Raw genomic sequence first — 6,962 nt, 5'->3', positions numbered from 1 at the left:
GCGTCGGTGTAACGCTGCGCCTGCGGGGCGCGCGGCTCCTTGGCGAACAGGCTGGCAATGAAGCGTTCGATATTGGCCAGCACGCCCGCATCTGCGACCGCGTCGCTCGCGGCCGTCGCGGACGGCATGGGGTTCGCCTGCAGTTCGATGGTGTCAAAGGCGAAGCCAGTCTGCACGAGCGTGTCGCGCGCACTTTCCGCTTGACTGTAGGTGTCGAATAAACCAATCACGGTATGTCGCATGGCTGTCTCCCGACGTTTTATCGAGGCGCCGCGAAAACGCGGGGCCTTTCTCCCGTCTGAAGCCGCAACGATCGTGCCGCAGCCACCGGCGCCCATGGCCACGCACGCAGGCTCGCCAGCCGGCAAGGCTTTGCGCGGGATGCCGCCAGCTGCAGGGTAAGCGGGCCGGATTCACAGGCTCCAGCTTTTACAAACGGCGGTAAATCCCGGCGTTATGGGATGTGGGAGCCGCCCGGCGCGCCTCTAAGCCGCCGGATGCGCGCTACGTTGTGCCAGATGGCGCTGAAGGTCCTGCAGCAGCTTCTCCAGCAAGGCGATGTCAAAGGGCTTGGATAGCACCCGCGCGTCGACATGACGCGCGCGGTCGAGCTCCTCCGCATAGCCTGTCACCAGAATCACCGGCAGCCGGGTTTCGAAGCCTTGCACTGCCTCGGCCAGATCGATGCCATTCATGGTACCCGGCATGTGGATGTCGGAAATCACGAGATCGAAAGGCAGTGCTTCGTCGGTACGAGTCGGGTTGGCGCGAGCGTCGTCGAAGAGGCGCAGCGCCGTGTCCGCGTTGAAAACACACGTCACCTGATGGCCCATCATCTGCAGCAGCGCCTCGGTGCCGGCCGCGACTTCGTCGTTGTCCTCGACCAGCAGGATGCGCAGGCCAAGTGGCGTGCTGGTGTCTTCGATACTCGGCTCGGCGGGTTGCTCGACCTCGGGTGCCTCGGCGGCGCGCGGCAGGTAGAGGCGCACCGAGGTGCCGGCGCCAATCGCGCTATCGATCGCCGCGAGTCCGCCGGAGCGTTCACAGAAGGCAAACACCTGAGGCAGGCCGAGGCCGGTGCCCATCCCTTTAGGCTTGGTCGTATAAAGCGGTTCGAAAGCACGCGCGAGGACGTCAGCCGGCATGCCGACACCCGTGTCTTCAAGCGAGAGCTGGACGAAATCGCCCGTCAGCGGGAAGCCGTCTTCATGACGGAAGGTGATGTTGGCGGCGCGCACCGTAAAACGGCCGCCATTGGGCATCGCATCGCGCGCGTTGACGGCGATATTGATCAGCGCGAGTTCGAGCTCGGCGACGTCGATGCGCATTGGCCAGACGACCGTGCCGATATCCATCACAAGCGAAATCTTCGCACCCAGCGATGCCTGCAGCAATTCGCGGCAGGAGGGCAGCCAGCGTTCGCAGGCAAGCGTTTCGTTACGCAGCGGCTGCTTGCGCGCGACGCCGAGCAATTGACGGGTTAAAGACTGGCCGTTCTTCAACGCGCGTTCAATCGCCGACAGCTCGCGGTCGAGGCCCGGCGCGCCGCGCCGCCGTGCGATCTGCACGTTAGCCGAGACGATCATCAGGAGGTTGTTGAAGTCATGCGCGACGCTGCCGACCAGATTGCCGAGCGCTTCCATCTTGCGTGACTGGCGATAGGCGGATTCGATCGAGCGTCGCATCGACGCTTCGGCCTGCCAGCGCTCCCATGCTTCCTCTTCGGCGCCGAGCCGCCGCAGCGAAAGCCAGATCACGCACCACAGCACGATGGAAGGCGTGAACATCGAGAGGATCAGCACGCTCAAATGACGATACCAGGCGGCCCAGACCGCCGTCGTGCGATAGCCGCACGATACGTACACCGGATAGGAGCCGACCCGGCGGAAGGCCACGATCAGACTGTCCTTGTCGAACACGGACCGGGTGCGGACCACGCCGGCTCGTTCGTTATGGGCAAGCGCGTCGGTCAATGGCGTGTGCGGCGCGATCATGTCCGGCTGGCCGGGCGCGGCCGGATAGTGGGCGAGCACGGCGCCATCGGCGCGGCTCAGGGTCATGGTCATCGGCGAGTCATGGCCGCCGAGCAGTTCGTGATAGAACTCGCTGAAATAATCCGGCCGTAGCGCGACCGACACCACGCCGGCGAAAGATCCGTCAGCGGCAAGCCGCGGCACGCCGGTGTTGAACACCCGCCCGCCCGCGACCTGGCCCACCATGTCCCGCGAAACGTGTTCGAGTACCTTGCCGTCACGGATGCCGGTGAAATCGTCGCGCTGGGCAATCGACACGGGCGGCGCCGGATAAAAACGGCTGCTGGCGAGCAGGATGCCGTTCTTGCCGAAAATCGACACCGCGGCCACCTGCGGGTAGCCGCCGCCCATCGTGCGCAGTTTTTCGTGAATCTCCGCTTCGCGGATGCGGATGCCGTCGTCGTCGAGGCCCTGGACCTGATCGACCACGCGGGCATCGAGCGCTTCGTTCATGTCGAACACCTTCAGCGCGTGCTCTTCCGCGACCCGCACCGTGCGTAGCGTCAGGTCGGTGGCGTCCGCTTCGCGGGCGCGCAAGTCGCTGAACGCCATCGCTGCGACGTAGACGCAGGGCAGCACGATTGCCGCGATCAGCAGGGCAATTAGCGTCATGCGCCGGACGTGGAAATTCTGTTCCGGTACAACGGGGAACAGCGTTTCGTCTTGCCGGCTAGCGGCGGGACGGCTCGCTTCAGGCGGGTCGGACCGGTCGGGTGTCATCGTCAATGCTGCTGCAAACGTCGGGGACGGAAAATCTTACGACAGCCATCATACGAGAAGCTTGGGATTACCGCGAAGGAACCGGCAAACGCCCGTAAATAGACCCTCCGCGTTATGCGTAAGTTTTTCTCCAATCAGACACAAATCCGGAAGCGCAAACGTACACAAAAGGATAAACGCCAAAAATTATTTGATATGAAGATATAAATTTCCCTACAAATTGATCGATTCGAGTGGTTTAAGTTCGTCAAATCCAATTTGACGAGTTGCCTTTTCGCTGGATTAACTTGAGAATCATGTCACAACAAATAAGGCGTCCGCCATGCTCGGACGTCTCTGCCGCGAGGGCCAGCCAGATTACGCATACATAGCGTCACGGAGGGGTTCGCGGGAACGCGCGTGGCGAGCAGGGTATATCTGCCCACTGGCCGCGCTGAATCACCTACGGGGTAGGCTTGAACATGCCGGTCATCTTCATTGTCCAGCGTGCGCATTGGCGCACCTGCATCGTTCCTCTCACACGCGCTCTCGCGCGCGCCTTCCCCCGGCTGATGCATTTCGCATTTTCGTTCGCCTTGGCGGCCCGATCTTTCGGCAGCCAGCGCTTTGCGCTAAAGATTTTCTGATCCCCGCCGTTAACGCGAACGAGCCAATCCCGTTTTTCGACCCTCCGCTATGTCATTGCCCATTGTGATCGCCGACGATTCGCTGCTTGCCCGTAAGGTGCTCACCAAGGCCTTGCCCGCGGAGTGGGATATCGAAATCAGCTATGCCTCAAACGGCCGCGAAGCGCTTGCGCTTTACCGTGAAGGCAAAGCATCCGTGATGTTCCTCGACCTGACGATGCCGGATATGACCGGCTACCAGGTGCTGGAGCAATTGCAGCACGAGGACCTGAACACATTTGTGATCGTTGTGTCCGCCGACGTGCAGCCGATGGCGCAAGAGCGTGTGCGCACCCTCGGAGCGATTGCCTTCATCGCCAAGCCCGTCACCCCCGAGGCGGTACTACCTATCCTCAAGGAGTACGGGTTGTATGTCTGAGCCAGTCCTCAACGAAGATCAGCGCGACGCGCTGCAGGAGGTCGCCAACCTTGCCATGGGCCAGGCGGCCACTCGTCTCGCGCAACTGCTCGATGCGTTCATCGAACTGTCGGTGCCGCGCGTGCAGGTGGTGGCGGTCAGCGAGGCGGCCAAGGCGCTGCGCGAAATGACCGGCATCCAGGAGTCGGTGAGCGCGGTGCGCCAGAGCTTTCGCTCCGACATCAAGGGCGAAGCGCTGGTGATCTGCCGCAGCGGCAGCATTGAACAGCTCTGCGCGCTCGTCAACGATCCGTATCCGCGTTCCGCGTACGAGAAAGTCAGTCAGCAGGAACTGATCTTCGACGTCGCCAATGTACTCACGGGCGCCTGCGTCTCGTGCATTCTCGACCAGCTTGGCCGCACACCGGTGTTTTCGCCGCCGGGCCTGCTTGGCGAGGCGATGTCGCTCGACGACGTGTTCCAGCCCGGCGTGCTCGCATGGGAAGTCGCGCTGCTGGTCGAGGTTAATTTCGCGCTCGAAGACCAGAGTTTCCGTGCTCACCTCGTCATGCTGATGGCGGAAGAGTCGATCCGTCACATGAACCACGCGCTTGATGCGCTGCTGTCCAGCTTATGAACGTCGCCCCTCCCTCATTGAGCGACCTGGTTGTCGAGCGCGTCGGCTTCGGTATTTTCGTGCTCGATCGCGAGATGAAGGTGCTGATGTGGAACCGCTTCATGCAGGATCACAGCGGTTTGTCGGCCGAGCAGGTGGTCGGCAAGTCGATCTTTGCCAATTTCCCCGAATTGCCGCGCGTGTGGCTGACCCGCAAGCTCGAGAGCGTGTTTCAGCTCGGCAGCTTCGCGTTCAGTTCGTGGGAGCAGCGTCCGTATCTGTTCAAGTTCGATCACGACCGGCCTATCACAGGCGGGGTCGACTTCATGCAGCAGGACTGCACGTTCATGCCGCTCACGCGCGAGCGTGAGGTGGTGGCCGTCTGCGTGACCATCTCCGATGTGACGCACGTGAGCATCGTGCAGCGCGAGCGCGAGGAAGCGGTCGCCAAGTTGCAGGAATACGCTGACCGCGACGGCCTGACCGGCATCGCCAACCGCCGCTATTTTGAAGCGCGGTTACGCGACGAATACACTCGCTGGCAGCGCTACGGCGGCGACATGTCGGTGCTGCTGTTCGATCTGGACCACTTCAAGAAGATCAACGACCAGTTCGGTCACGTGGTCGGCGATACGGTGCTGCGCGAAATGGCCCAACGGGTCGCTCAGGTGGTGCGGGTACAGGACACCTTTGGACGCTTTGGCGGCGAGGAATTCGCGCTGCTACTGCCTTGCACGCCGCTCGAGGATGCAATGCAGGTCGCCGAAAAGATCCGCCTTACGATCAGCGACACGCCGGTCGATGTCCAAGGCGTACTGGTGCCGGTTACCGCCAGCGTAGGCGGCGCCTCGGCGCGCGTCGGTGTCCCCAATTACGACGTGCTGATCAACGAAGCCGATGCCGCCCTCTATAGCGCCAAGCGCCAGGGGCGCAACCGGTCAGTCGCCTATATTTGAGCCAACCCGGACGCGGTGCCGTCGGAGCCCGGCTCGGCGGCGCTTTTCCCAATTCAAGTAAGGCGGCGATAGCCGCGCATTGCGCCCCAAAACTGCGCCATCCCGTAAAGGTTGCTATACTTTTCGCCGTTTCCGGCATCCCTTGCCGGTGTTCTCGCGCGCGTCCGCGCGCGCGGCTTACCTTGCGGCTAGCCACAATTTCTTGACCGCCTCCAGAGGGGCCCCTCAGCGGAGATCGTCTTGGCTGTTTCCAATCTTGTCGTGGACGATACAGAAACCGACGCCGCTGCCGCCACATCGGGCAGCTCGTTCTATCTTGCGATGCGCATCCTGCCGGCTGCGCAACGCGATGCGATGTATCAGGTCTACGCTTTTTGCCGCGCTGTCGACGATATCGCCGACAGCGACTTGCCGCACGCCGAACGCGCGGCTGGGCTCGAGCGCTGGCGTGCCGATATCGACGCCTGCTATGCCGGCGCGCCGCGCGCTTCGCTGCGGGCGTTGACGCGGCACATTCATACGTTTCACCTGCAGCGCGAAGACTTCCACGCGATGATCGACGGCATGGCGATGGACGCTGCCGCTGACATATGTGCACCCGACGAAGACACTCTTGACCTGTATTGCGACCGTGTCGCGAGTGCGGCTGGCCGGTTATCGGTGAGGATATTCGGGATGCAGGAGGAGCCGGGCCGCCTGCTGGCGCACCATCTCGGCCGCGCGCTGCAACTGACCAACATCCTGCGCGATATCGACGAAGACGCGGACATCGACCGCTGTTATCTGCCGCGCGAACTGCTGGCACTCGAAGGCATCTCGACCACCAGCCCCGCCGCCATAGTCGATGACCCGTCCTTGCCGCGCGTGTGCGCCAAGCTCGTCACGCAGGCCCGTCAGCATTTCGCCGAGGCGGATGCCATCATGGACGCCGCGCCGCGCAACCACGTTCGCGCGCCGCGCATCATGTCGGGTGTGTACCGGTGCCTGCTCGACCGCACCGTTGATCGCGGCTTCGACCTGCCGCGTACGAAGGTCAAGAAGCCGCGCGCGCGGCTTCTGTGGATCCTGGCCCGCTACGCATTCTTTTGATGGCGAGGCTCGTCCACGTGATCGGCGCAGGCCTTGCCGGCCTGGCCGCTGCGGTGCAATTGCAGCGGCGTGGCGCGCAGGTCGTGTTGCACGAGTCTGCTGCGCAGGCCGGTGGACGGTGCCGCTCTTACTATGACCGCACGCTCGGTACGACGATCGATAGCGGCAACCATCTGGTGTTCTCCGGGTACGGCGCGACGCTGAATTATCTGCGCGCGATTGGTGCGGCCGATGAGCTGGTAGGTCCGGCGCAGCCGGAGTATCCCTTCGTGGATCTCGCGACGCGGGCGCGTTGGACCGTACGCCTGTCGCCGGGGCGCCTGCCGTTGTGGATCTTCGACCAGGCGGCGCGCGTACCGAACACGAATCCGGGCGATTATCTGTTGCTCGCGCCGCTGTTGTTCGCCAGGCCTGGCCGGACCATGGCGCAGACCATGCGCTGCGATGGCGTGCTGTGGGACCGCCTGCTGCGGCCGCTGTTTCGGACCGTGCTGAATGTCGAGCCGCGTGACGCGAGTGCGGAAC

The 6,962-nt window shown here is 63.0% G+C and carries 6 protein-coding genes and 1 pseudogene; 5 read left to right on the top strand and 2 right to left on the bottom strand.

Annotated elements, in window-relative coordinates:
• Together WCA85_RS08255 and WCA85_RS08250 are read right to left on the bottom strand one after the other, a co-directional pair.
• Window positions 1-242: pseudogene (locus tag WCA85_RS08255) on the bottom strand (hypothetical protein); the annotation flags it as partial.
• Between the two features lie 243 nt (window positions 243-485).
• On the bottom strand, window positions 486-2,753 hold the full coding sequence (locus WCA85_RS08250) for an ATP-binding protein (protein WP_424062769.1): 2,268 nt from the start codon (window positions 2,751-2,753) through the stop codon (window positions 486-488).
• Window positions 2,754-3,428: 675 nt separating this feature from the next.
• Between WCA85_RS08250 and WCA85_RS08245 the strand changes: the two genes are divergently transcribed.
• From WCA85_RS08245 to WCA85_RS08225, 5 genes are all read left to right on the top strand, one after another.
• Window positions 3,429-3,797 (top strand): response regulator, encoded by a 369-nt coding sequence (locus tag WCA85_RS08245; RefSeq protein ID WP_424062767.1) that lies wholly within the window; start codon window positions 3,429-3,431, stop codon window positions 3,795-3,797.
• Window positions 3,790-4,413, top strand: coding sequence for a chemotaxis protein CheC (locus WCA85_RS08240; protein WP_424062765.1), 624 nt, complete (start codon window positions 3,790-3,792; stop codon window positions 4,411-4,413). Before WCA85_RS08245 ends, WCA85_RS08240 begins: the two co-directional genes overlap by 8 nt.
• Window positions 4,410-5,348 (top strand): sensor domain-containing diguanylate cyclase, encoded by a 939-nt coding sequence (locus WCA85_RS08235; RefSeq protein WP_424062763.1) that lies wholly within the window; start codon window positions 4,410-4,412, stop codon window positions 5,346-5,348. Before WCA85_RS08240 ends, WCA85_RS08235 begins: the two co-directional genes overlap by 4 nt.
• A 240-nt stretch (window positions 5,349-5,588) precedes the next feature.
• Window positions 5,589-6,437, top strand: coding sequence for a presqualene diphosphate synthase HpnD (gene hpnD, locus WCA85_RS08230; protein WP_424062761.1), 849 nt, complete (start codon window positions 5,589-5,591; stop codon window positions 6,435-6,437).
• A partial coding sequence (locus WCA85_RS08225; RefSeq protein WP_424062759.1) for an FAD-dependent oxidoreductase occupies window positions 6,437-6,962 on the top strand: 526 nt, incomplete at its 3' end. The genes hpnD and WCA85_RS08225, both read left to right, overlap by 1 nt.

It is taken from the genome of Paraburkholderia sp., assembly GCF_049581445.1.
In the GTDB taxonomy this organism is placed as follows: Bacteria; Pseudomonadota; Gammaproteobacteria; order Burkholderiales; family Burkholderiaceae; genus Paraburkholderia.
This window is presented reverse-complemented; position numbering and strand designations above follow the sequence as displayed.

What these genes read in the sequence shown, in the direction of transcription:
- WCA85_RS08235 (WP_424062763.1), top strand. Translation starts at nt 4,410, where the DNA reads ATGAACGTCGCCCCTCCCTCATTGAGCGACCTGGTTGTCGAGCGCGTC.
- WCA85_RS08240 (WP_424062765.1), top strand. Translation starts at nt 3,790, where the DNA reads ATGTCTGAGCCAGTCCTCAACGAAGATCAGCGCGACGCGCTGCAGGAG.
- WCA85_RS08245 (WP_424062767.1), top strand. Translation starts at nt 3,429, where the DNA reads ATGTCATTGCCCATTGTGATCGCCGACGATTCGCTGCTTGCCCGTAAG.
- WCA85_RS08250 (WP_424062769.1), bottom strand. Translation starts at nt 2,753, where the DNA reads ATGACACCCGACCGGTCCGACCCGCCTGAAGCGAGCCGTCCCGCCGCT.